Source organism: Pseudomonas sp. NPDC087612, from assembly GCF_044743505.1.
Classification (GTDB): domain Bacteria; phylum Pseudomonadota; class Gammaproteobacteria; order Pseudomonadales; family Pseudomonadaceae; genus Aquipseudomonas.
This window is the reverse complement of record NZ_JBIUWO010000011.1, coordinates 203,577-227,242: the sequence shown is the minus strand read 5'-3', so window position 1 is coordinate 227,242 and position 23,666 is coordinate 203,577. Positions and strand designations below refer to the sequence as shown.

Sequence of the window (23,666 nt, the reverse complement as noted above, 5' to 3'; positions counted from 1 at the left end):
CCAAGCCGCAGCGCCCTAACCTTTGAGGCCAGCATGTATATCTATCGTTTGGTCCTGCTTCTGGTCGTGGGGATCTACCTGTTCTCCCCGGCCATCATGGACTGGTGGATCGAGCCAACCGGAGCCTGGTATCGCCCTTACCTGCTCTGGCTGATCCTGATCGTCGTGACCTTTATCCTGCAGAGCCAACGTGATGCCGATGAGCTTTAGCCTGACCCAGATGATCCTGATCAGCGCCGCCTACCTGCTGGTGCTGTTCGGCGTGGCCTGGGTCAGCGAACGCGGGATGATCCCGCGCTCGATCATCCGCCACCCGCTGACCTACACCCTGTCGCTGGGCGTCTATGCCAGTGCCTGGGCCTTTTATGGCTCGGTGGGCCTGGCCTACCAATACGGCTACGGCTTTCTCGCCTGTTACCTGGGGGTGTCCGGGGCCTTTCTGCTGGCACCGGTGCTGCTGTACCCGATCCTGAAGATCACCCGTACTTACCAATTGTCGTCGCTGGCCGACCTGATCGCCTTCCGCTTTCGCAGTACCTGGGCCGGGGCGCTGACCACCATCTTCATGTTGATCGGCGTGCTGCCGCTGCTGGCCCTGCAGATCCAGGCGGTGGCCGACTCGATCAGCATTCTGACCGGCGAACCGGTCAAGGCGCGGGTCGCCTTTGCCTTTTGCGCATTGATCACCCTGTTCACCATTTTCTTCGGTTCGCGGCACATCGCTACCCGGGAGAAACACGAGGGCCTGGTGTTCGCCATTGCCTTCGAATCGGTGATCAAGCTGCTGGCCCTCGGCGGCATTGGCCTGTATGCGCTGTACGGCGTGTTTGGCGGCCCGCATGAGCTGGAAGTCTGGCTGCTGCAGAACCAGACCGCCCTCGCCGCCCTGCACACCCCCTTGCAGGAAGGCCCATGGCGCACGCTGCTGCTGGTGTTCTTCGCCTCGGCCATCGTCATGCCGCACATGTACCACATGGCCTTTACCGAAAACCTCAACCCGCGCTCGCTGGTCAGCGCCAGTTGGGGCCTGCCGCTGTTCCTGCTGCTGATGAGCCTGGCGGTGCCATTGATTCTCTGGGCCGGCCTGAAAATGGGCGCCAGCACCAGCCCGGAATACTTCACCCTGGGCCTGGGCATCGCCGCCAACAACCAGGCACTGGCGCTATTGGCCTATATCGGTGGGCTCTCGGCCTCCAGCGGGCTGATCATCGTCACCACCCTGGCGCTTTCGGGCATGGCCCTCAACCACCTGGTGCTGCCGCTGTACCAGCCACCGGCCGAGGGCAACATCTACCGCTGGCTGAAATGGACCCGGCGGGCGCTGATCGTCGCCATCATCGCCGCCGGTTTCGGCTTCTACCTGACCCTGGGCAGCCAGCAGGACCTGGCCAACCTCGGCATCGTCGCCTTCGTCGCCACCTTGCAGTTCCTGCCGGGCGTGCTCTCGGTGCTGTACTGGCCGACCGCCAACCGCCGCGGCTTCATTGCCGGCCTGCTGGCGGGGATCCTGGTGTGGATGGTGACCATGCTGTTGCCGCTGGTGGGCAACCTGCAAGGCTTCTACATCCCGCTGCTGAACATGATCTATGTGCTCGACGACACCAGTTGGCACATGGCTGCGATCGCCTCGCTGGCCGCCAACGTGCTGCTGTTTACCCTGATCTCGCTGTTCACCAACGCCAGCAGTGAAGAAGTCAGCGCCGCCGAGGCCTGCGCGGTGGATAACGTGCGCCGCCCGCAGCGCCGTGAGCTGCACGCGGCCTCGCCGCAGGAATTCGCCACGCAACTGGCCAAGCCGCTGGGTGCCAAGGCTGCGCAGAAGGAAGTGGAGCAAGCCCTGCGCGACCTCTACCTGCCATTCGACGAGCGCCGACCCTATGCCCTGCGCCGCCTGCGCGACCGCATCGAGGCCAACCTGTCGGGGCTGATGGGCCCGAGTGTGGCCCAGGACATGGTCGAGACCTTCCTGCCCTACAAGTCCGGTAACGAAAACTACGTGACCGAAGACATCCACTTCATCGAAAGCCGCCTGGAAGACTACCACTCGCGCCTGACCGGCCTTGCCGCCGAGCTCGATGCCCTGCGCCGTTACCACCGCCAGACCCTGCAGGAGTTGCCGATGGGCGTCTGCTCGCTGGCCAAGGACCAGGAGATCCTGATGTGGAACAAGGCCATGGAAGAGCTCACCGGCATCCCCGCCAAGCGCGTGGTCGGCTCGCGCCTGACCACCATTGCCGACCCCTGGCGCGGCCTGCTTTTGGGCTTCATTAACGTGCCCGACGAACACTTGCACAAACAACGCCTGGGCCTCGATGGCCAGACCCGCTGGCTGAACCTGCACAAGGCGGCCATCGACGAGCCACTGGCACCGGGTAACAGCGGCCTGGTGCTGCTGGTTGAAGACCTCACCGAGACCCAGGCCCTGGAAGACAAGCTGGTGCACTCCGAGCGCCTGGCCAGCATCGGCCGCCTGGCTGCCGGGGTGGCCCACGAGATCGGCAACCCGGTCACCGGTATCGCCTGCCTTGCGCAGAACCTGCGCGAAGAGCGCGAAGAGGACGGCGAGATCACCGAGCTGAGCAGCCAGATCCTGGAGCAGACCAAACGCATCTCGCGCATCGTCCAGTCGCTGATGAGCTTTGCCCATGCCGGCAGCCACCAACACAGCGACGAGCCGGTGTGCCTGGCCGAAGTGGCCCAGGACGCCATCGGTCTGCTGGCCTTGAACCGGCGCAATTTCGAAGTACAGTTCTTCAACCTGTGCGACCCGGACCACTGGGTCGAGGGCGACCCACAACGCCTGGCCCAGGTGCTGATCAACCTGCTGTCCAACGCCCGCGACGCCTCCCCGCCCGGCAGCGCCGTGCGGGTCAAGAGCGAAGCCAGCGAGCATACCGTCGACCTGATCGTCGAGGACGAAGGCAGCGGCATCCCGAAAAACATCATGGATCGTCTGTTCGAACCCTTCTTCACCACCAAGGACCCGGGCGAAGGCACCGGACTGGGGCTTGCTCTGGTCTATTCCATCGTGGAAGAGCATTATGGACAAATCACCATCGACAGCCCGGCCGATAGCCAGAGCCAACGCGGCACCCGGATCCGAGTGACCCTGCCGCGCCATGTCGTAGCGACGTCCGCTGTGAACTGAGACCGTCGAGAGAATTGAATCAATGCCGCATATTCTGATCGTCGAAGACGAAACCATCATCCGCTCGGCGTTGCGCCGATTGCTCGAGCGCAACCAGTACCAGGTCAGCGAGGCCGGCTCGGTGCAGGAAGCCCAGGAACGCTTCAGCATTGCGACCTTCGACCTGATTGTCAGCGACCTGCGCCTGCCCGGCGCACCGGGCACCGAACTGATCAAGCTCGGCCAGGGCACGCCGGTGCTGATCATGACCAGCTACGCCAGCCTGCGCTCTGCCGTAGACTCGATGAAAATGGGCGCGGTGGACTACATCGCCAAGCCGTTCGATCACGACGAAATGCTCCAGGCCGTGGCGCGCATCCTGCGAGACCGGCAGAACGCGCCGGCCGCCCCGGCCGAGCGCGGCAACGGCAAGGCGGTGCCCGGCGACAAGGCGGCCAGCACTGCAGCCAACGGCGAGATCGGCATCATCGGTTCCTGCCCGCCGATGCAGGACCTGTACGGCAAGATCCGCAAGGTTGCGCCAACCGATTCCAATGTATTGATCCAGGGCGAGTCGGGTACCGGTAAAGAGCTGGTGGCCCGCGCCCTGCACAACCTCTCGCGGCGCGCCAAGGCGCCGATGATCTCGGTGAACTGCGCGGCGATTCCCGAGACCCTGATCGAATCGGAACTGTTCGGCCACGAGAAAGGCGCCTTTACCGGTGCCAGCGCCGGTCGTGCCGGCCTGGTCGAAGCCGCCGATGGCGGTACGCTGTTCCTCGACGAAATCGGCGAACTGCCGCTCGAAGCCCAGGCCCGCCTGTTGCGCGTGCTGCAGGAAGGCGAGATTCGCCGGGTCGGCTCGGTGCAATCGCAAAAGGTCGATGTGCGCCTGATTGCCGCGACCCACCGCGACCTCAAGAACCTGGCCAAGGTCGGCCAGTTCCGCGAAGACCTTTACTACCGCCTGCACGTCATCGCCCTCAAGTTGCCCGCCCTGCGCGAGCGGGGCGCCGACGTCAACGAGATCGCCAATGCCTTCCTCGCTCGCCAGAGTGCGCGCGTGGGGCGTAACGACCTGCGCTTTGGCCACGACGCCGAGCAGGCGATCCGGCATTACTCCTGGCCAGGTAACGTGCGCGAGCTGGAAAACGCCGTGGAGCGTGCGGTAATCCTCTGCGAGAGCCCGGAAATTTCCGCCGACCTGCTGGGCATCGACATCGAACTGAGCGATCTGGAAGACGACGATCCGTTTGCCAGCCTGCCGGGTACCGGCAGCAATGCCAGCAACACCAGCCACGAGCCGACTGAAGACCTGTCGCTGGAGGACTACTTCCAGCATTTCGTCCTCGAGCACCAGGACCACATGACCGAGACCGAGCTTGCACGCAAACTCGGAGTCAGTCGCAAGTGCCTGTGGGAACGTCGTCAGCGCCTGGGTATCCCGCGGCGCAAGAGCGGGGCCACCAGCGAAGGCTGAGGCGTTTCAGCAGTTTTCGACGGTGGGCGGCGGTAACACTGTCACCTTGCGACAAACTGTTACCGCAGCACGAAGTCGTAACAAAAACCGGGGCTTACGGTAACGAAGCCCCGGTTTTTTTTCGCCCCGCGAACCAAGCAAAACCGCTCCAAGCCCTTGTTTTACTGGGCTTTGCAAAAGTTGGCACGGCACCTGCTATATGTTTGGTACAAGAACAATAACAAGCACTGCAAAAGACAATAAAAATAAGACGAATCGGCTCACGCACAATAAGAACAAGACGGCGGAGGCGCAGCTAACTGATTCTTTTGGAGAGGAGTTGTATTTGGGGCTTGCCCCACAACCAGGCAGAGAACAATAAAAACTGCACTCAAGCAGGGCCTGAACTGGTTGGATCGCATGATCATTGCAACCTCAGCGACCAAAGCAATCCGTTTGCTCTTGATCCCGGTTAGGGAGACCGCCCACAAGCTTTTTTTGTGGGCAGGGCACTCAACAAAAACAAGAAGCCCGGCAAAAAAACAATAAGAGCACGCAACTACTTCTTGGGGAGCTTCGGCTCCCCTTGTAGTTTCTGCCGCCCCAGCCTGCCCGCGCGTCGTCCGACGCGACCGCCTACACCATCCACCGAGTAAATGCTAGAATCCCCGCCCATCATGCGGCCATTCTTCGTTTTTGGCCGAACATTCCTTCAAACAGTGCATCCCATGCTGAAGAAGCTGTTCCAGTCATTCCGTCCTACCGTGCGTGGCCAGCACCATATCCGCACCACGCCCGAAGTGATCAATAGTGGTCAACATTCGCTGCAACGTGGCCAGTTCAGCCGCCACGCGGTGAACATCGTCGAGCGCCTGCAAAACGCTGGCTACCAGGCCTACCTGGTGGGTGGCTGCGTACGCGACCAGCTCCTGGGCATCACCCCCAAGGACTTCGACGTCGCCACCAGCGCCACCCCTGAACAGGTCCGCGGCGAATTTCGTAACGCCCGTATCATCGGTCGCCGTTTCAAGCTGGTTCACATCCATTTCGGCCGTGAAATCATCGAAGTCGCCACCTTCCGCGCCAACCACCCGGAAAGCGAAGAAGAGAACAGCCACACCTCGTCGCGTAACGAGAGTGGGCGAATTTTGCGCGACAACGTCTACGGCACCCTGGAAGAAGACGCCCAACGCCGCGACTTCACCATCAACGCCCTGTATTACGATCCGGTCAGCGAGCGCATCCTCGACTACGCCAACGGCGTACACGACATCCGCAACCGCCTGATCCGCCTGATCGGCGACCCGACCCAGCGCTACCAGGAAGACCCGGTGCGCATGCTGCGTGCTGTGCGTTTCGCCGCCAAGCTCAACTTCGGTATCGAGAAGCACACCGTGCAGCCGATTCGCCAACTGGCGCCGATGCTGCGCGAGATCCCGGCGGCGCGCCTGTTCGAAGAATCGCTCAAGCTGTTCCTCTCCGGGCAGGCTGCCGACACCTTTGAAATGCTCGTCGACCTGGAGTTGTTCAACCCGCTGTTCCCGGCCAGTGCCGAAGCGCTCGAAGAACATCCGACCTACACCCACACCCTGATCAGCCAGGCTTTGATCAACACCGACCTGCGCGTCAAGCAGGGCAAGCCGGTGACTCCGGCCTTCCTGTTCGCCGCGATGCTCTGGCCAGCCCTGCCGGGTCGCGCCCTGCGCCTGCAGAGCCGTGGCATGCCGCCGATCCCGGCGATGAACGAAGCCGCCCACGAGCTGATCGCCGAACAATGCCAGCGCATTGCGATCCCCAAGCGCTTCACCATGCCGATCCGCGAGATCTGGGACATGCAGGAGCGCCTGCCACGGCGCAGCGGCAAGCGTGCCGACCTGTTGCTCGACAACCCGCGTTTCCGCGCCGGTTACGACTTCCTGCTGCTGCGTGAAAGCGCGGGCGAAGAAACCGATGGCCTCGGCCAATGGTGGACTGACTACCAGGACTGCAACGACAGCGAGCGCCGCGACATGATTCGTGAGCTCGGCAGCCGTGACGAAGGCGCCGGTGCCGGCCCGCGCAAACGCAAGCGCAGCCCGAGCAAACGCAAGCGCGCCGACGGCGCTGCAGGCGAGTAACCGATGGTCCGCGCCTTCATTGGCCTGGGCAGCAACCTGGCCGATCCCGAGCAGCAATTGCGCAGCGCCGTCGAGGCGCTGGGGCAGTTGCATGAAAGCGCCCTGGCCGGGGTTTCGGCTTTCTACAGCAGCGAATCGCTATCGCCCGGGCAGCCGCGCTACACCAACGCCGTGGCAGCGCTGGATACCGCCCTCGCGCCGCTTGAGCTGCTCGATGCGCTGCAGGCCATTGAGGCCGATCAGGGCCGCGAGCGCAAAGAGCGCTGGGGCCCGCGCACCCTCGACCTGGATATCCTGCTGTACGGCGACCAGGTCATCGATGTGCCACGCCTGAAAGTGCCGCATTACCACATGCAGGCGCGACCGTTCGTCCTCTACCCGCTGGCCGAGCTGGTACCCGAAGACTTCTGCCTGGCCGATCAAAGGCCCCTGTCCCAATTACTGGCAGATTGCCCGTTCGTCGGCCTCGAGCGCCTGTAGCCGGGCGCTCCCCCAGCCGGTAACGCCCGTAACAGCGCATTAGTAACAATGCGGTAACAGGGTAATTGACTTCAGCCCCCTCGCTCACGACTATAGGCGTCCCGTGGCGCCCCGAGCGTCGCAAAAAGGCGTATATAGGCCTGGAACAGGTCGTAATTCAAACACCACGATCGATGATGTGCTGTTCCAGAAGATGAATACACGCGTTGTACGCAGTCGTTTTTCACAGCGCCTGAACGAGGATTCCTTTTCATGCCAGAAGTAACCCTGACCACCCTGCAGAGCCTCAAGGCCAAGGGTGAGAAAATAACCATGCTGACCTGCTACGACGCGACCTTTGCCCAGGCCGCCAGCCGTGCCGGCGTGGAAGTATTGCTGGTGGGTGACTCCCTGGGCATGGTCCTCCAGGGCCATGACAGCACCTTGCCAGTAACCAATGCCGAGATGGCCTATCACACTGCCTGCGTCAAACGCGGCAACGAAGGTGCGCTGATTCTTGCCGACCTGCCGTTCATGGCCTGCGCCACCACCGAGCAGGCGTTCGCCAACAGCGGCGCGCTGATGCAAGCCGGCGCGCACATGGTCAAGGTCGAAGGCGCCGCCTGGCTGGCGGAGACCATCCGCCTGCTGGCCGAACGTGGCGTGCCGGTGTGCGCGCACATGGGCCTGACCCCGCAAACCGTGAACATCCTCGGTGGCTACAAGGTCCAGGGCCGCCAGGAAAACCAGGCCCGGCAGATGCGTGCCGACGCCATCGCCCTGGAGCAAGCCGGCGCGGCCATGTTGCTGCTCGAGTGCGTGCCGACTGAACTTGCCGCCGAGATCACCCAGGCGGTGAGCATTCCGGTCATCGGTATTGGTGCCGGTAGCGCCACCGACGGCCAGGTCCTGGTGCTGCACGACATGCTCGGCCTGTCGCTGACCGGCCGGGTACCGAAGTTCGTGAAGAACTTCATGGCCGGCCAGAGCGACATTCAAGGTGCGCTCAAGGCTTATGTAACCGCCGTCAAGGAAGTCAGCTTCCCCGCCAGCGAACACGGGTTCAGTGCATGAATACAGTCAAGACCGTCCTCGAACTGCGCGCCGCCGTGGCGCGGGCGCGCAGTGAGGGCAAACGCATCGGCTTCGTGCCGACCATGGGCAACCTGCACAGCGGCCATGCCGCGCTGGTGACCAAGGCCGCGCAACGGGTCGACTTCGTCGTCGCCAGCATCTTCGTCAACCCGCTGCAGTTCGGCCCCAGCGAAGACCTCGACAAGTACCCGCGGACCCTCGCCGCCGACCAGGAGAAACTGCTCCAGGCCGGCTGCCACCTGCTGTTCGCCCCCACGGTCGAAGAAATGTACCCCGACGGCATGGCCGGGCAGACCCGGGTCAGCGTCCCGCAGCTGTCCGACGGGCTCTGTGGTGCCAGCCGTCCGGGCCATTTCGAAGGCGTGGCGACGGTGGTCAGCAAGCTGTTCAACATGGTCCAGCCGGACCTGGCGGTATTTGGCCAGAAAGACTTCCAGCAACTGGCGGTAATCCGCGCGCTGGTGCGCGACCTGAACATGCCGATCCAGATCATCGGCGAGCCAACCGTGCGCGCCGAAGACGGCCTGGCGCTGTCGTCGCGCAACGGCTACCTGAGCAACGAGCAGCGCGCCACGGCGCCAGCGCTGTATCGCCTGCTGAGCCAGATGGCCGCCGCCATCGAGCAAGGCGAACGCGACTACCCGGCGCTTATCGCCAACGGCCAGCAGCAACTGGCTGCAGCAGGCTTTCGCCCGGACTACCTGGAAGTCCGCCAGGCCCTGAGCCTGCGCCCGGCGACGCCTGAAGACCGCGATCTGGTGATCCTGGTAGCCGCCTTCCTCGGCGCTACCCGCCTGATCGACAACCTGCACCTGAACCTTGACGACAAGTAACCCGGTCGCCCGCTGAGCTGCCTCTCCCTGTAACGCAGGCTGCATGCCTATAATTGGCATCAGCCTGCAAACGGGGCGCTGTTTTCAGTGTCCAAGGCAGTTCACGCAATAAGGAAACCTGCAGCGATGGCGTATTACCGCACCCCTCATGATGTTACCGCCCTGCCCGCCTGGCAGGCGCTCCAGCAACACCGCGAAGCCATGCAGGACTTCAGCATGCGCGACGCATTCACTGCCGAGCCAAAGCGCTTCGAAGAATTCTCCCTGAGCACCTGCGGGCTGTTCCTCGACTACTCGAAAAACCTGATCAACGCCCAGACCCGCGAGCTGCTGGTGGGCCTGGCCAACGAGGTCGGTCTGCAAGAGGCCATCAAGGGCCTGTTCGCCGGCGAAATCCTTAACGCCTCCGAAGGCCGCCCGGCCCTGCATACCGCCCTGCGCCGCCCGGTGGGCGACAAGCTGAGCGTCAACGGCGTCAACGTGATGCCCGAGGTGCACAAGGTCCTCAACCAGGTGACCGAGCTGGTTGGCCGCATCCATGATGGCCTGTGGCGCGGCTACAGCGAGAAGCCGATCACCGACGTGGTCAACATCGGCATCGGTGGCTCGTTCCTCGGCCCCGAGCTGGTCTCCGAAGCCCTGCTGCCTTACGCCCAGCGCGGCGTGCGCTGCCATTACCTGGCGAACATCGACGGCAGCGAGTTTCACGAGCTGTCGGCCAAGCTGCGCGCCGAAACCACGCTGTTCATCGTTTCGTCCAAGTCGTTCAACACCCTCGAAACCCTGAAGAACGCCCAGGCCGCCCGCGCCTGGTACCTGGCCCAGGGTGGTTCGGAAGCCGAGCTGTACAAGCACTTCATCGCTGTTTCCAGCAACAAGGCCGCCGCCGTGGCCTTCGGCATCCGTGAAGAAAACATTTTCCCGATGTGGGACTGGGTAGGCGGGCGTTATTCGCTGTGGTCAGCCATCGGCTTGCCGATTGCGCTGGCCATCGGTACCGCCAACTTCAAGGAACTGCTGTCCGGTGCCTACACCATGGACCAGCACTTCCAGAACGCACCGTTCGAACAGAACATGCCGGTGCTGCTGGCCTTGCTCGGCGTGTGGTACGGCAACTTCTGGGGCGCGCAAAGCCACGCGATCCTGCCGTACGACCACTACCTGCGTAACATCACCAAGCACCTGCAACAGCTGGACATGGAATCCAACGGCAAGAGCGTCCGCCAGGACGGCACGCCGGTCAACCACGACACCGGCCCGGTCATCTGGGGCGGCGTGGGTTGCAACGGCCAGCATGCCTACCACCAGTTGCTGCACCAGGGCACCCAGCTGATTCCGGCCGACTTCATCGTCCCGGTGGTCAGCTTCAACCCGGTCGCCGACCATCACCAGTGGCTGTACGCCAACTGCCTGTCGCAGAGCCAGGCGCTGATGCTGGGCAAGACCCGCAGCGAAGCCGAAGCCGAGCTGCGTGACAAAGGCATGGCCGAAGCCGAGATCCAGAAGCTGGCACCGCACAAGGTGATTCCGGGCAACCGCCCGAGCAATACCCTGGTGGTCGAGCGCATCAGCCCACGGCGTCTTGGCGCACTGGTGGCGATGTACGAGCACAAGGTATTCGTGCAAAGCGTCATCTGGGGTATCAACGCCTTCGACCAGTGGGGCGTGGAGCTGGGCAAGGAGCTCGGCAAGGGCGTCTACCAGCGCCTGACCGGCGGCATTGAAGAGCCTGCCGAAGACGCCTCGACCCAGGGCCTGATCAACTTCTTCCGCAGCCGTCACCGCGGTTGACCGCCCGCGCTGCCCCTGGCCGAACGAACACGGCCGGGGGCAGCGGCTACACTGTCCTGACAAAAACAATCCGTCAGAACAGGACCCCGCCATGTTCGATATCAGCGACTTTCCCCAAGCCGATGCCGTCAGCAGAGCGGCGCAACTGAGCCAGGCCGACTACCAGCGCCTGTACCGCCAGTCCATCGACGACCCGGACACCTTCTGGTGCGAACAGGCCAAGGCCCTGGACTGGATCAAGCCCTGGAGCCAGGTCCAGCAGAGCGACATGAAGACCGGCCAGGCCGCCTGGTTCAAGGGCGCGCAACTCAATGTCAGCTACAACTGCATCGATCGTCACCTGGCCACCCGGGGCGATCGACCGGCGATCATTCGCGAAGGCGACAACCCTGCCGACTCCAGCGTCATCACCTACCGCGAACTGCACCAGCAGGTCTGTCGCCTGGCCAACGTACTCAAGCAGCGCGGGGTGAAAAAAGGCGACCGGGTGTGCATCTACATGCCCATGGTCCCGGAGGCGGCCTACGCCATGCTCGCCTGCAGCCGCATTGGCGCCATTCACTCGGTGGTGTTCGGTGGCTTCTCGCCGGATGCCCTGCGTGACCGGATTCTCGACGCCGACTGTCGCACGCTGATCACCGCCGATGAAGGCGTGCGCGGCGGCAAGAGCGTGGCGCTGAAGCACAACGTCGACAAGGCCCTGCTCAGTTGCCCGGATGTCAGTACGGTGGTGGTGATCAAGCGTACTGGCGGCAAGATCGACTGGCGCGAAGGCCGCGATCTTTGGTACCACGAAGCGATCAAGCAGGTCAGCGATGACTGCCCACCCGAGCCGATGGACGCCGAAGACCCGCTGTTCATCCTCTATACCTCCGGCAGCACTGGCAAACCCAAGGGCGTACTGCACACCACCGCCGGCTACCTGCTGCAGGCGGCGCTGACCTTCAAGACCGTGTTCGATTACCGCGAGGGCGAGGTGTTCTGGTGCACCGCCGATGTCGGCTGGGTGACCGGCCACAGCTATATCGTCTACGGGCCGCTGGCCAACGGTGCAATTACCCTGATGTTCGAAGGCGTGCCCAACTACCCCGATGCCTCGCGCTTCTGGCAGGTGGTCGACAAGCACCATGTCAATATCTTCTACACCGCGCCCACCGCCCTGCGCGCGCTGATGCGCGAAGGCCAGGGCCCGTTGGCGGGCACCTCGCGCAAGAGCCTGCGCCTGCTCGGCAGCGTCGGTGAGCCAATCAACCCGGAAGCCTGGGAATGGTACTTCGAGGCCGTAGGCGAAAAGCGCTGCCCGATCGTCGACACCTGGTGGCAGACCGAAACCGGCGGCATCATGATCAGCCCGCTGGTGGGCACCCGGCGAATCAAGCCCGGGTGCGCCACCCAGCCGCTGTTCGGCGTGCAACCGGTGTTGCTGGACGAAAAAGGCAAGCTGATCGAAGGCCCCGGCAGCGGCATGCTGGCGATCAAGGCCAGCTGGCCTGGGCAGATCCGCGGCGTGTACGGCGATCCGCAGCGGATGATCGATACCTACTTCAAGCCGCTGCCGGGCTATTACTTCACCGGCGACGGTGCGCGCCGCGACGCAGACGGCGACCTGTGGATAACCGGGCGCATCGATGACGTGATCAACGTCTCCGGGCACCGGATCGGCACCGCCGAGGTGGAAAGCGCTCTGGTACTGCACGACAGCATCGCCGAAGCGGCCGTTGTCGGGTACCCTCACGATCTCAAGGGCCAAGGCATCTATGCCTTTGTCACGCCCATGAACGGTGTGACCCCGGACGACAGCCTCAAGCAGCAGCTGCTGGCCCTGGTCAGCAAAGAGATTGGCAGCTTCGCCAAACCCGAGCTGATCCAGTGGGCGCCGGCACTGCCCAAGACCCGTTCGGGCAAGATCATGCGGCGCATCCTGCGCAAGATCGCCTGCAACGAGCTCGACAGCCTCGGCGATACCTCGACCCTGGCCGACCCGAGCGTGGTCCAGGGCCTGATCGACAAACGCCTGAACACTTAAGCGGCAGCGCTGATCGGCTGCCTTGAACACAAGGTAACCATGGAAGCGATTCGCCGCCGTATCGAAACCCAGGTAATGAGCCTGACCGGCTTGTCCCTGGGTCAGCTCGACCTGGAAAACCCCAAGGGCGACCCCGGCCTGTTCGGCCCGGACAGCCTCAGCTGGCGTGTGCACGGCGACTTCCCGAGCATGCTGATCGGCGGCATCAGTGCCCTGCTCCTGCAGTTGCTGCACCCGCTGGCGCTGGCTGGCGTGTGGGATCATTCCAACTTTCGCCAGGACCTGCTCGGCCGCTTGCGCCGCACCAGCCAGTTCATCTCCGGCACCACCTTCGGTTCGAGCCGGGATGCCAACTGGCTGATCGAAAAAGTGCGCACCATTCACCTGCAGGTGGTCGGCAGCGCTGCCGATGGCCGGCCCTATGCCGCCAGCGACCCGGACCTGCTGACCTGGGTGCATGTGGCCGAGGTCAGCAGCTTTCTTGCCGCCCACATGCGCTACCGCAACCCGCAGATGCCGGTCACCGAACAGGACGCCTACTACGCCGAGATCGCCCTGATCGCCGAGCGCCTGGGCGCGCGCAACGTGCCGCGCTCACGCCAGCAAATTGCCGACTACCTGCAGGCCATGCGCCCGCAACTGCTGTGCGACGCGCGCAGCCATGAAGTGGTGCAGGTGCTGCTCGACGCGCCGGCGCCCAGCCGCCTGGCGCAACCGGTCGGCGCCTTGATGCTGCGCGCCGGTATCGACCTGCTGCCGGAATGGGCCAGCGCGATGCTCGAGCTGGGCCAGAACCCGCTGCAACGCCGATTGATTCGCCTGGGCATCCACAGCACTGCTCCGGTGCTGCGCTGGGCCATGCGCGACGGCTCGGCCCATCGCGCCCGGCGGCGTATGGGAATCGCCTGAGCGGTACGCCAATAGCCCTCGCCCGCTCATCTATGCCACCATGCCGGTCTATCCAGGCCCTGGGGCCTGAACCGTTCTGACGCCAAATCCAATAAGAGTGAGGACCCGCGCCATGCAAGATGTCGTAATCGTTGCCGCCACCCGTACTGCTGTCGGGAGCTACCAGGGGGCGCTGGCCAACATTCCTGCCGTCGACCTCGGCGCTGCGGTGATCCGCCAGTTGCTGACCCAGACCGGCATCGATGCCGAACTGGTCGATGAAGTCATCCTCGGCCAGGTACTGACCGCCGGTGCCGGGCAGAACCCGGCGCGTCAGGCCGCGATCAAGGCCGGCCTGCCCCACGCGGTACCGGCCATGACCCTGAACAAGGTCTGCGGCTCGGGCCTCAAGGCCCTGCACCTGGCGACCCAGGCAATTCGCTGCGGCGATGCCGAGGTGATCATCGCCGGCGGCCAGGAGAACATGAGTCTGGCCAACTACGTCATGCCGGGTGCCCGTACCGGCCTGCGCATGGGCCACAGCACACTGATCGACAGCATGATCAGCGACGGCCTGTGGGATGCGTTCAACGACTACCACATGGGCATCACCGCCGAGAACCTGGTGGAAAAATACAGCATCAGCCGGGAAGAACAGGACGCCTTCGCCGCCGCCTCGCAGCAGAAAGCCGCCGCAGCCATCGAAGCCCGGCGCTTCGTCGACGAAATCACCCCGATCCTGATTCCGCAGCGCAAGGGCGAGCCGGTGGCCTTCGCCACCGACGAGCAACCCCGCGCCGGCACTACCGCAGAGTCGCTGGGCAAGCTCAAGCCGGCGTTCAAGAAAGACGGCACGGTAACAGCCGGTAACGCCTCGTCGCTCAACGACGGTGCGGCAGCGGTACTGCTGATGAGTGCGGCCAAGGCGCAACAGCTGGGCCTGCCGATCCTGGCGCGGATCAAGGCCTATGCCAACGCCGGGGTTGATCCGGCGATCATGGGCATCGGCCCGGTCAGCGCCACCCGCCGCTGCCTGGACAAGGCCGGCTGGCAGTTGAGCGACCTCGATCTGATCGAGGCCAACGAAGCCTTTGCCGCCCAGGCCCTGTCGGTGGGCAAGGAGCTGGGCTGGGACGCCAGCAAGGTCAACGTCAATGGCGGCGCGATTGCCCTGGGGCACCCGATTGGCGCCTCGGGTTGTCGGGTGCTGGTAACTTTGCTGCACGAAATGATCAAGCGTGACGTCAGCAAAGGCCTGGCGACCCTGTGCATCGGCGGTGGTCAGGGCGTGGCCCTGGCGATCGAGCGCTGATCACTGCGGGAGGGGCTGCAACGGCCCCTCCCCTGGCCTGAACTGATAACATGCACGTCCGCAAACCAAGGCCACGTGCATGTCCCTCTTGAATCAGGCGCTGCGCGCCGCCCTCGACGCCCGCCAGGGCCTTCTCGCCGAACTGCATGCCCAGGGCACCGACTGCTATCGCCTGTTCCATGGCAGCCAGGAAGGCGCCAGCGGCCTGACCATCGACCGCTACGGCCCGCAGTTGCTGGTGCAAAGCTTCCACCAAAGCCTTGAGACCGGCGCCTTGCTGGAGCTGCACGCGGCGGTGCAAGCGCACCTGGGCCTGGAACTGCTGTTGGTCTACAACGACCGCTCCCAGGGCAACAGCCGCATCGATCGTCGCGACCCGGTGTATCAGGCGAGCGAGGCCGCGCTGGCCGATCATGTCGGCCACGAATGGGGCCTGAACTACCGGGTACGTGGCCGCCATGCCGGGCAGGATCCGCTACTGTTCCTCGACCTGCGCAATGCCCGTGGCTGGGTCAAGCAGCACAGTGCCGGCAAAAGCGTGCTCAACCTCTTTGCCTATACCTGCGGCGTCGGCCTCAGCGCCGCAGCGGGCGGCGCGCGCGAGGTGTGCAACCTGGACTTCGCCGAAGGCAACCTGGCGGTCGGCAAGGAGAACGGCGCACTCAACCCGCAACTGTTGCCGATGAGCTTTATCCAGTCCGATTACTTTCCGGCGATCCGCCAGTTCGCCGGCTTGCCGGTCAGCCAGCGTCGCGGCCACAAGCTGCCGCCGTATCCGCGCCTGGAGCAGCGCCAGTTCGACCTGGTGTTCCTCGACCCGCCGGCCTGGGCCAAGAGCGCCTTCGGCACCGTCGACCTGCTGCGCGACTACCAGAGCCTGCTCAAGCCGGCCCTGTTTAGCACCGCCGACGACGGCGTACTGATTTGCTGTAACAACCTGGCCAAGGTCAGTCTCGACGACTGGCGCGAGCAAGTGCTGCGCTGCGCCGAGAAAGCCGGGCGCCCGGTACGCGACTGGCAAGTGCTCAAACCTGCCGGCGACTTTCCGTCGCAGGATGGCCAGCCGCCACTGAAGACCTTGATTCTTCAGCTCTGAAACAAAATTTCGTTAATTTTCGGAGTAGCTTCGGAACCGTTTTTACGTGCCATACTCCAAGCACTCCCGTTCGAGACAGACGACGCCACACATGCCCAAAGGATTGAAACGCGCCCTCGGCGCCATGCTGGCCGCAGTGGCCTTGTACAGCCTGCTAGGCTTTCTGATTCTCCCAGGGGTTGCCCTGCGTATCGCCAACCAGCAACTGACCAGTTACGCCACGGTGCCGGCGCACCTGCAGCGGATCGAGCTCAACCCGTTCAGCCTCGAACTGACCCTCTGGGGCCTGCAGATTGGCGAGCCGGGCAAAGAGCAGGTCGGCTTCGAACGCCTGTACGCCAACCTGCAAATCAACAGCCTGTGGAGCGGTGCCCTGCACCTGGACAGTGTCGAGCTGGACAAGGCGCGTACCGAGCTGCTGTTCGCCAAGGACGGCAGCCTCAACCTGACGCAACTGTTCAAGCTGCCGCCGAGCGAGCCCAAGCCGCAAGAACCCGCCGGCGATCCGTTCCCGCTGCGCATCGGCAGTATCAAGCTCAGCGAAGGCTACCTGCATTTCCAGGACCTGCGCCCGAGCGAGCCGATCGAGTTTCTCTACGACTCGATGAACCTGGAACTGAAGAACCTCAGCACCCTGCCCGAAGACAGTACCGAAATGACCCTGGTGGCCAATGGTCCGGCGGGCGGGCGCATCGACTGGGCCGGCAACTTCAGCCTGGTACCGATCGCCTCCGAAGGCACCCTGAAGGTCACCGACGGCAAGATGAAAGCCTTCTGGCCTTATGTGCGCGATGCCGTGCCGCTGGTGCTGGAAGAAGGTGTGGTCAGCCTCGATACCCACTACAAGCTGAACCTGTCCAAGGAAACCGAGCTGCTGCTGGACAACACCTCGGTGAGCATTGCACCCTTTGCCATCAAGGCACCGGATGGCCGCCCGCTGGCACGCCTGGCGCGTCTGGATGTCAGCGAAACCTCGATTGACCTGGCCAAGCAACTGGTCACCGTTGGCAAGATCCGCAGCGAAAAACTCGAAACCTGGGCGGCGGTAGAGTCCGATGGCCAGCTCGACTGGCAGAAGCTGTTTGCCAGCCAGCCGGCCAAAGCCACGGCCAAAGAGAAAGCCGAACCTGCCGCCGCCGAGCCGGATGCCAAGGAAAAGGCCGCCGCCGAGGCACCGGGCAAGCCATGGCAAGTGCTGCTCAAAGACGTGCAACTGCGCAATTACCAGGTACACCTGGCCGACCGTTCGCAGAAACAACCGGTCGCCCTCGAGGTTGGCCCGCTGAACCTCGACCTGCAGAATTTCGACAGCCTCAACCAGTCGCCCTTCACCCTCAAGCTCGATACCGGTGTCGGCAAGCAAGGCAAGCTGCAGGCGGCCGGTGAGGTCAACCTGGCGCCGGTGAGCGCCAAGCTCAAGGTCAACACCCAGGACATCGACCTGCGTGTCGCCCAGGCCTACATCAGCCCGTACATCCGCCTGGAACTGCGCAGCGGCATGCTCGGCAGCGACCTCAACGTCGACCTCAAGAGCACCGAGCCGCTGGCCTTCAGCATTGACGGCAAGGCTCAGGTCAACCAGCTGCACACCCTGGACACCATCAAGGATCGCGACTTCGTCAAATGGCAGCAGCTGAACCTCGATGGTCTGTCGTACCGCCACGGTGACGCCCTGAGCATCGGCAAAGTGACCCTCAAGCAGCCCTACGCGCGCTTCATGATCAACGAAGACCGCACCACCAACGTCGATGACCTGCTGATCCCGCAACCGGCTACCGCGCAGTCCAAGGCGCCGGCCACAGCCAAGGCGCCTGCGGAAAAACCACTGGGCATCCGTATCGGTGAAATCGATATTAATGACGGTTCGGCCAACTTTGCCGACTTCAGCCTGACCCCGAACTTCGCCACCGCCATCCAGCAGCTCAACGGCCAGATCGGCACCATCGACAACCGTCAGCCAAAACCGGCCAAGGTCGATATCAAGGGCAAGGTCGATCGCTATGCACCGGTGACCATCAAAGGCTCGCTGAACCCCTTCGACCCGATGGCCGCCCTGGACATCGCCACCAGCTTCAAACGCGTCGAGCTGACCACCCTGACGCCATACTCGGGCAAGTTCGCCGGCTTTCGCATCCGTAAGGGCCGGCTGAACATCGACCTGCACTACGTGATCACCCAAGGCAAGCTCAAGGCCGAGAACAAGGTAGTGGTCGAGCAACTGCAGCTGGGTGAGAAGGTCGACAGCCCGGATGCGGTGGACCTGCCGATTCGCCTGGCAGTGGCCTTGCTCAAGGACACCGACGGCAAGATCTCCATCGAGCTACCGGTGACTGGCGACCTCAATGACCCGCAGTTCAGCGTCATGCCGATTGTCTGGCAGACCCTGCGCAACCTGGTGCTGCGCGCGGCCCAGGCGCCCTTCAAGTTCATCGGCGGGCTGGTCAGCGGCGGCGATTCCCAGGACCTGGGCAACGTCGCCTTTGCCGCTGGCTCCAGCGACCTGGGCCCGGATGCGCAAAGCGCCCTGGACAAGCTGGCGACAGCGCTCAAAGAGCGCCCTGCCTTGCGCCTGGAGATCGAAGGCACCAGCGCCCAGAGCAGCGACGGACCGTTGATTGCCCAGCAGCGCCTGGAGCGTGAGTACCAGAGTACCTACTACAAGATCCTCCAGCGCCGCGGCGACAAGGTGCCAGCCCAGGCCTCCGAGCTGAAAGTACCGGATGGCGACAAGCCGGCGATGCTTGAAGGCATCTACCGTACCCGCATGAAGAAACAGCCTCCAGCGGAGTGGGAACAACTCGATCGCGCACAGCGCACCACCCAGTTGCGCGATGCCGTGCTCAAGTCCTGGGGCGAAAGCGCCCTGCTGCTGCGCCAGTTGGGTCAGGCCCGGGCCAGCAGTATCAAGGACTACCTGGTAGATAAAGGCCAGCTGGCGGATGACCGGGTGTACTTCGTCGATGCCAGCCTGGGCCAGGCCGAGGCGGATGGCCGAGTGATCTCGCCGCTGCATCTGGACGCGGAATAACCACCTCTTCTTCCCCTCCTTTCCCCCAAAAAAGAAGCCCCGGCAACCAGTGCCGGGGCTTTGAGTGACCAAGTCCTTTTGGTCTTTCGCATGAACCTGTAAGGGTCAGCGAGTCGGGACAAACGCCTTAGTTGCTTTTCAGGCCATCAGCCGAGACGGCTTGAACGCCTTTGATTTTTTTGGCGATAGCGACCGCCATGTCTTTCTGCGAATCGGTCACGGCAACCTCGGAAGACAGGGAGACCACGCCTTTGTTGGTTTCGACCTTGATGTCGCTACCCGGAATGCCTTTCTCGGTCATCAGGTCAGCTTTTACCTTGGTGGTGATCCAGGTGTCGGAGGTCGCTTCTTTTGCTTTGGTAACTTCACCAGCAGCAACGGTCAGCGGAGCCTGGGAAGGCTGTTGGGCAAACGCCGCGTTAGCCAGGGTCAGGGTCAGGGCGGTGGCAGTAGCGGCAGCAATAGCGAACTTCTTCATACGAGACACTCCTGTTTTTCGAAAAGTCTGCGCCGTAAGTCCTGGCAGCAGGGGTATGAATACTATTGCAGGGCCTGTGCCAGCTTTTGTGAATAATTTTCTCCTTATAAAACAGTAGCTTATCTAATCAAGCAAAAAACTGGATCGTGCATTTTGCAAGCAGTGGCAAAATCCTGCATGCAAGATGCAAGTCCGCAAGACAATTTCTGCAGGCATAAAAAAAGGACCCCGAAAGGTCCTTTTTCTTAAGCGGCGATCTTAGACGCCCGATGCCTTGGCAGCGGCAACGTCCTTGATCGACAGCTTGATACGGCCGCGGTTGTCCACGTCCAGTACCAGTACTTCAACTTCCTGGCCTTCTTTAAGGATGTCGGTCACTTTCTCGACGCGAGCATCGCTCAGCATCGAGATGTGAACCAGACCGTCCTTGCCAGGCAGGATGTTGACGAAGGCACCGAAGTCGACGATGCGCTCAACCTTACCGACGTAGATCTTGCCGATCTCGGCCTCGGCAGTGATGCTCAGAACGCGCTGGCGAGCAGCTTCAGCGGCGTCTTTGGTCTCACCGAAGATCTTGATCGAACCGTCGTCTTCGATGTCGATCGAAGCCTTGGTTTCTTCGCAGATGGCACGGATGGTCGCGCCGCCTTTACCGATGACGTCACGGATCTTGTCGGTGTCGATCTTCATGGCGATCATGGTCGGAGCGTTTTCCGACAGTTCGCTACGGGACTGACCAATGATCTGGTTCATCTGGCCGAGGATGTTCAGGCGCGCTTCCAGGGCCTGGCCCAGGGCGATTTCCATGATCTCTTCGGTGATGCCGTTGATCTTGATGTCCATCTGCAGCGCGGTAACACCTTTGGCGGTACCGGCGACCTTGAAGTCCATGTCGCCCAGGTGGTCTTCGTCACCGAGGATGTCGGTCAGAATGGCGAATTTCTCGCCTTCTTTCACCAGGCCCATGGCGATACCGGCAACCGGCGCCTTCATCGGCACACCAGCGTCCATCAGTGCCAGGGATGCACCACAGACCGAAGCCATGGAGCTGGAACCGTTGGATTCGGTGATTTCCGAAACAACGCGGATGGTGTACGGGAACACGTCGGCAGCAGGCAGCATGGCCTGGACCGAACGGCGGGCCAGACGGCCGTGACCGATTTCGCGACGGCCAGCACCGCCCATGCGACCACACTCGCCGACCGAGAACGGCGGGAAGTTGTAGTGCAGCATGAAGGGGTCTTTCTTCTCGCCTTCGAGGGTATCCAGCAGCTGGGCGTCACGGGCAGTACCCAGGGTCGCAACGACCAGGGCCTGGGTTTCGCCACGGGTGAACAGCGCCGAACCGTGGGTCTTTGGCAGTACGCCGACTTCGATGTTCAGCGGACGTACGGTCTTGGTGTCGCGGCCGTCGATACGTGGCTTGCCGTTGACGATGTTTTCGCGAACGGTGCGGTATTCGATTTCGCCGAAGATTTCTTTGACTTCGGAAGCCGAAGGTTGGCCTTCTTCACCGGAGAACTTGGCGATCACTTGCTCGCGCAGTTCGCCCAGGCGAGCATAACGGTCAGCCTTGACGGTGATGGTGTAGGCGTCGGAAACCGCAGCACCGAATTCGCCACGGATGGCGCTCAGCAGAGGGGTGTTCTCGGCCTTGGCAGTCCAGTCCCAGGTCGGCTTGGCAGCTTCGGCGGCCAGCTCTTTGACAGCCTGGATCACAGCCTGGAATTCGTCGTGGGCGAACAGTACGGCGCCCAGCATCTGGTCTTCGGTCAGCTCTTTGGCTTCCGATTCAACCATCAGTACGGCGTCGGAGGTACCGGCAACGACCATGTCCAGGCTCGAGGCAGCCAGTTGCTCGTAGGTCGGGTTCAGCAGGTAGCCGGTGCTTTCGTGGAAAGCAACGCGGGCGGCGCCGATCGGGCCTTCGAACGGAATGCCGGAGATGGCCAGGGCAGCCGAGGTACCGATCATCGCAGCGATGTCCGGATCGGTCTTCTTGCTGGTGGAAACGACGGTGCAGACAACCTGCACTTCGTTCATGAAGCCTTCCGGGAACAGCGGACGGATCGGACGGTCGATCAGACGCGAGGTCAGGGTCTCTTTCTCGGAAGGACGGCCTTCACGCTTGAAGAAACCACCAGGGATCTTGCCGGCGGCGTAGGTCTTTTCCTGATAGTGAACGGACAGGGGGAAGAAGCCTTTGCCTGGATCGGCCTGTTTGGCACCGACCACGGTCACCAGTACGGTGACATCGTTGTCGACGGTGACCAATACGGCGCCGGACGCTTGACGAGCAATACGGCCCGTCTCGAGGGTAACGGTCGATTGACCGAACTGGAATTTCTTGATTACCGGGTTCACGGTTTCCTACCTTTTTCAGTGGCTCTGGGGGAACGGGTTCTTGCGAATTCTTGGGCAGAACAGGGAATCGGCCCTGTTGGCAGTCCAGATAAAACTAGAGGTTGGGAGCCTGCCCTGCCCTCGCGGTAAACCGCTCAGGCGAGACAGACAGCCAACCTCATAGATAGGCAAGGCGTGCTCACCGACACGGGGGCCAAAGGCTCCGTGCGGTGACTGCAGCACGCCGTGCACACCACTGGCCAGGCCGCTATTAGCGACGCAGACCCAGACGACCGATCAGGGCGCTGTAACGGGTGGTGTCCTTGCCTTTCAGGTAGTCCAGCAGCTTGCGACGCTGGTTAACCATGCGGATCAGACCACGACGGGAGTGGTGGTCTTTGCCGTTGGCCTTGAAGTGGCCTTGCAGCTTGTTGATGTTGGCGGTCAGCAGAGCAACCTGTACTTCCGGGCTACCGGTGTCACCGGCGGCTTGCTGGTATTCGCCAACGATCTTTGCTTTTTCTTCAACGCTGAGTGCCATCTGGCTTCTCCAAATCAAGGGAAACCGAACAAACGGCTTCCAATAGGCCAGGGACTGCTCCCTGTATTCATAAAGTGAGGCGTGACCGTGCCTATTAACAGCCATCCTCTTTACCACCAGTGCCAGGCCTGGGCCTGACACTGAAGGTTTCGATCATTCTGACCGAATCAAGCGACGCGGCGCGATGCGCCCGTCTTCGCTCACTTCACCGATGCCGATGAAGCGACCGTTGTGATCCTGTACCCGGACCATGCCGAACTTCGGCGCGTCGGGGGCTCTGACCGGCTGACCATTGAGCCAGTAGAACGCACTGTGCTCGGAGAACTGCAACAGTGGCCAGTCCAGCAGACCGCTGTCCGATGGCATCAGGAAACGATCGACCGCTTCGTTGCCACCTTCGGCGTGGACCGCTTCGAGTTCTTCGAGGGTCACGGTCTGGGCCAGCTCGAAAGGACCGGCGTGCGTACGACGCAGTTCAGCGACATAGGCTCCGCAACCGAGCACCTCGCCGATGTCCTCGACCAGGGTGCGGATGTAGGTGCCTTTGCTGCAGCCGACCGACAACCGGACACGGGTGCCTTCGCACTCGAGCAATTCCAAGCGGTTAATAGTAACAGAACGCGCCTCGCGCTCCACTACTTCACCTGCACGGGCAAGCTTGTACAGCGGCTGGCCGTCACGCTTGAGGGCCGAGTACATCGGCGGTATCTGACTGATTTGACCACGAAATTGTGGCAAAACCGCTTCGATATCGGCGCGACCAACGGTCACGTCACGGGTTTTCAGCACTTCACCTTCGGCATCGCCCGTGGTGGTGGTCTGACCCAGTTGCATGACCGTCTCGTAGCCCTTGTCGGAATCGAGCAGGTATTGCGAGAACTTGGTCGCCTCACCGAAGCACAGCGGCAGCACGCCGCTGGCCAGTGGATCGAGGCTGCCGGTGTGCCCGGCCTTTTCGGCATTGAGCAGCCAGCGGACCTTCTGCAGGGCAGCGTTGGAGGTGAACCCCAACGGCTTGTCGAGCAGGATGATGCCGCTGACGTTACGACGGATACGCTTGACCTGAGCCACCG

The 23,666-nt window shown here is 62.7% G+C and carries 17 protein-coding genes; 13 read left to right on the top strand and 4 right to left on the bottom strand.

Going from position 1 to position 23,666, the window contains the following annotated elements:
• The first annotated feature begins 33 nt into the window (after window positions 1-33).
• The 13 genes from ACIOVF_RS22815 to ACIOVF_RS22755 all read left to right on the top strand — a co-directional run bounded on the left by ACIOVF_RS22815 (window position 34) and on the right by ACIOVF_RS22755 (window position 19,231).
• Window positions 34-210 carry a hypothetical protein gene (locus ACIOVF_RS22815; protein ID WP_003250005.1) on the top strand — a complete coding sequence of 59 codons (177 nt, stop codon included), beginning with the start codon at window positions 34-36 and terminating at the stop codon, window positions 208-210.
• Window positions 194-3,148 (top strand): sensor histidine kinase, encoded by a 2,955-nt coding sequence (locus ACIOVF_RS22810; protein ID WP_176794212.1) that lies wholly within the window; start codon window positions 194-196, stop codon window positions 3,146-3,148. The genes ACIOVF_RS22815 and ACIOVF_RS22810 overlap by 17 nt, the downstream gene beginning before the upstream one ends.
• A gap of 22 nt (window positions 3,149-3,170) precedes the next feature.
• The gene (locus tag ACIOVF_RS22805; protein ID WP_045199702.1) at window positions 3,171-4,607 is read left to right on the top strand and encodes a sigma-54 dependent transcriptional regulator; all 1,437 of its coding nucleotides are present in this window, start codon (window positions 3,171-3,173) and stop codon (window positions 4,605-4,607) included.
• Between the two features lie 707 nt (window positions 4,608-5,314).
• Window positions 5,315-6,703, top strand: coding sequence for a polynucleotide adenylyltransferase PcnB (locus ACIOVF_RS22800; RefSeq protein WP_045199703.1), 1,389 nt, complete (start codon window positions 5,315-5,317; stop codon window positions 6,701-6,703).
• A 3-nt stretch (window positions 6,704-6,706) separates the two neighbouring features.
• A complete protein-coding gene (folK, locus tag ACIOVF_RS22795; protein WP_093379337.1) occupies window positions 6,707-7,183 on the top strand; it encodes a 2-amino-4-hydroxy-6-hydroxymethyldihydropteridine diphosphokinase in 477 nt (158 codons plus the stop codon).
• 252 nt (window positions 7,184-7,435) lie between these two features.
• Window positions 7,436-8,236 (top strand): 3-methyl-2-oxobutanoate hydroxymethyltransferase, encoded by an 801-nt coding sequence (gene panB, locus ACIOVF_RS22790; RefSeq protein ID WP_045199705.1) that lies wholly within the window; start codon window positions 7,436-7,438, stop codon window positions 8,234-8,236.
• On the top strand, window positions 8,233-9,090 hold the full coding sequence (gene panC, locus ACIOVF_RS22785; protein WP_045199706.1) for a pantoate--beta-alanine ligase: 858 nt from the start codon (window positions 8,233-8,235) through the stop codon (window positions 9,088-9,090). The genes panB and panC overlap by 4 nt, the downstream gene beginning before the upstream one ends.
• 126 nt (window positions 9,091-9,216) lie before the next feature.
• A complete protein-coding gene (gene pgi, locus ACIOVF_RS22780) occupies window positions 9,217-10,881 on the top strand; it encodes a glucose-6-phosphate isomerase (protein ID WP_045199707.1) in 1,665 nt (554 codons plus the stop codon).
• 91 nt (window positions 10,882-10,972) lie between these two features.
• On the top strand, window positions 10,973-12,907 hold the full coding sequence (gene acs, locus ACIOVF_RS22775; protein ID WP_401292629.1) for an acetate--CoA ligase: 1,935 nt from the start codon (window positions 10,973-10,975) through the stop codon (window positions 12,905-12,907).
• Window positions 12,908-12,946: 39 nt separating this feature from the next.
• Entirely contained in the window at window positions 12,947-13,816 is an 870-nt protein-coding gene (locus ACIOVF_RS22770; RefSeq protein WP_045199709.1) for an oxygenase MpaB family protein, read from the top strand.
• A 112-nt stretch (window positions 13,817-13,928) separates the two neighbouring features.
• A complete protein-coding gene (locus tag ACIOVF_RS22765; protein ID WP_195885064.1) occupies window positions 13,929-15,107 on the top strand; it encodes an acetyl-CoA C-acetyltransferase in 1,179 nt (392 codons plus the stop codon).
• A gap of 79 nt (window positions 15,108-15,186) precedes the next feature.
• Window positions 15,187-16,203 carry a class I SAM-dependent rRNA methyltransferase gene (locus ACIOVF_RS22760; protein ID WP_401292625.1) on the top strand — a complete coding sequence of 339 codons (1,017 nt, stop codon included), beginning with the start codon at window positions 15,187-15,189 and terminating at the stop codon, window positions 16,201-16,203.
• 91 nt (window positions 16,204-16,294) lie between these two features.
• The gene (locus ACIOVF_RS22755) at window positions 16,295-19,231 is read left to right on the top strand and encodes a DUF748 domain-containing protein (RefSeq protein ID WP_401292622.1); all 2,937 of its coding nucleotides are present in this window, start codon (window positions 16,295-16,297) and stop codon (window positions 19,229-19,231) included.
• Window positions 19,232-19,358: 127 nt separating this feature from the next.
• On the opposite strand, the gene ACIOVF_RS22750 is transcribed toward ACIOVF_RS22755, so the two are convergent.
• The 4 genes from ACIOVF_RS22750 to truB form a co-directional block, all read right to left on the bottom strand.
• Complete coding sequence (locus ACIOVF_RS22750; protein ID WP_093379313.1) at window positions 19,359-19,709, bottom strand: BON domain-containing protein; 351 nt, start codon at window positions 19,707-19,709, stop codon at window positions 19,359-19,361.
• 258 nt (window positions 19,710-19,967) lie between these two features.
• Entirely contained in the window at window positions 19,968-22,073 is a 2,106-nt protein-coding gene (pnp, locus tag ACIOVF_RS22745; RefSeq protein ID WP_038998668.1) for a polyribonucleotide nucleotidyltransferase, read from the bottom strand.
• 250 nt (window positions 22,074-22,323) lie between these two features.
• Window positions 22,324-22,593, bottom strand: coding sequence for a 30S ribosomal protein S15 (rpsO, locus tag ACIOVF_RS22740; RefSeq protein ID WP_010222985.1), 270 nt, complete (start codon window positions 22,591-22,593; stop codon window positions 22,324-22,326).
• 153 nt (window positions 22,594-22,746) lie between these two features.
• Window positions 22,747-23,664: a tRNA pseudouridine(55) synthase TruB gene (gene truB, locus ACIOVF_RS22735; protein WP_010222984.1), complete on the bottom strand. Its 918-nt coding sequence runs from the start codon at window positions 23,662-23,664 to the stop codon at window positions 22,747-22,749.
• Window positions 23,665-23,666 lie beyond the last annotated feature (2 nt).

Coding starts and splice junctions, on each gene's coding strand:
- ACIOVF_RS22815 (WP_003250005.1), top strand. CDS start 34: ATGTATATCTATCGTTTGGTCCTGCTTCTGGTCGTGGGGATCTACCTG.
- ACIOVF_RS22810 (WP_176794212.1), top strand. CDS start 194: ATGCCGATGAGCTTTAGCCTGACCCAGATGATCCTGATCAGCGCCGCC.
- ACIOVF_RS22805 (WP_045199702.1), top strand. CDS start 3,171: ATGCCGCATATTCTGATCGTCGAAGACGAAACCATCATCCGCTCGGCG.
- ACIOVF_RS22800 (WP_045199703.1), top strand. CDS start 5,315: ATGCTGAAGAAGCTGTTCCAGTCATTCCGTCCTACCGTGCGTGGCCAG.
- folK (WP_093379337.1), top strand. CDS start 6,707: ATGGTCCGCGCCTTCATTGGCCTGGGCAGCAACCTGGCCGATCCCGAG.
- panB (WP_045199705.1), top strand. CDS start 7,436: ATGCCAGAAGTAACCCTGACCACCCTGCAGAGCCTCAAGGCCAAGGGT.
- panC (WP_045199706.1), top strand. CDS start 8,233: ATGAATACAGTCAAGACCGTCCTCGAACTGCGCGCCGCCGTGGCGCGG.
- pgi (WP_045199707.1), top strand. CDS start 9,217: ATGGCGTATTACCGCACCCCTCATGATGTTACCGCCCTGCCCGCCTGG.
- acs (WP_401292629.1), top strand. CDS start 10,973: ATGTTCGATATCAGCGACTTTCCCCAAGCCGATGCCGTCAGCAGAGCG.
- ACIOVF_RS22770 (WP_045199709.1), top strand. CDS start 12,947: ATGGAAGCGATTCGCCGCCGTATCGAAACCCAGGTAATGAGCCTGACC.
- ACIOVF_RS22765 (WP_195885064.1), top strand. CDS start 13,929: ATGCAAGATGTCGTAATCGTTGCCGCCACCCGTACTGCTGTCGGGAGC.
- ACIOVF_RS22760 (WP_401292625.1), top strand. CDS start 15,187: ATGTCCCTCTTGAATCAGGCGCTGCGCGCCGCCCTCGACGCCCGCCAG.
- ACIOVF_RS22755 (WP_401292622.1), top strand. CDS start 16,295: ATGCCCAAAGGATTGAAACGCGCCCTCGGCGCCATGCTGGCCGCAGTG.
- ACIOVF_RS22750 (WP_093379313.1), bottom strand. CDS start 19,709: ATGAAGAAGTTCGCTATTGCTGCCGCTACTGCCACCGCCCTGACCCTG.
- rpsO (WP_010222985.1), bottom strand. CDS start 22,593: ATGGCACTCAGCGTTGAAGAAAAAGCAAAGATCGTTGGCGAATACCAG.